This window comes from Ancylomarina sp. 16SWW S1-10-2 (assembly GCF_009669305.1).
Classification (GTDB): Bacteria; Bacteroidota; Bacteroidia; order Bacteroidales; family Marinifilaceae; genus Ancylomarina.
The window spans coordinates 1-1,008 of record NZ_SADB01000083.1; the positions used below are offsets into that span (position 1 = coordinate 1).

1 rRNA gene is annotated in these 1,008 nt (G+C 33.1%); it reads right to left on the minus strand.

Going from position 1 to position 1,008, the window contains the following annotated elements:
- Positions 1-899: 899 nt before the first annotated feature.
- A 5S ribosomal RNA gene (gene rrf / locus EMN46_RS18595) occupies positions 900-1,007 on the minus strand.
- Position 1,008 lies beyond the last annotated feature (1 nt).

Below are 1,008 nucleotides of genomic sequence, written 5' to 3' on the forward strand. Positions count from 1 at the left end.
CGGCTGCAAATATAAGAACTTTAATTCTAAACTTGCAAATCTTTTTTCGTTTATTTTTTAATTGTTTTCATCAGGATTACCCAACGTTTTCAACACTTACAAACGATTCAAAGATCTTAGCCTCTCTCTTAAAGCGAGTGCAAATATAAGACTTTTTATTCTACCTTTCCTAATGGTTTTATAAAGTTTATTTGAATTAAGACTTAAGCCACTGACAGACAGCAACCATTTTCTAAAAAAAAGATTTTATCTAAGATTTACAGGACTCAAAACTGAGGAATATAAAGGGGTAACGTCAGGGGTAAAGTTTGATTAATGACAGGCTGTATTTATTTCTCTAACCAGCCTTGCAGAAAATAAAGATCAAATCTCTTTTAATATTCTGTTAATCGTTCATTCTTTAGATTCAGAAAAAGTAAATAAGAATATATTTAGCTTTCATTATTTTATTAATAAGAATAATTATCCAAGGTTTAAAACTTGATAATTGAGTGGATAGGTGTTCCTGGACCGAGATTAACTTATAAGAAGGCTTATAATAAGCTGGAATATCAATTAATGAGTAATGGGATCTTAGAATGGCAAAAGAGAACAGATATCACTTGGAGATGATGTCGATTTTATAAATTCATTATGGATATTCTGAATAACGTCTTAATATATTATTCTCTGAGAGGGAATATTTGCGAGAATAGAAATTAATAATTAGCAATTATCAATGGGTGATGAGTAATTAGAATAACAATAGACCAGGGATCGTGTTGGGAGGAAGTTTCAACTGGAATCAGAAGCAGTTTCAATTCGTAATTTTTTCCCGATATTTATCGGGATCGTAATTTTCTTTTGACTTTAGGGCATAAAAAAAGCGTCTTACTCCGCTGAGGAATAAGACGCTTAAAAGTTGGCATCGACCTACTCTCCCACCTTTCGGCAGTACCATCGGCGCTAATGGGCTTAACTTCTCTGTTCGGGATGGGAAGAGGTGGAACCCCATTGCTATAGATACCT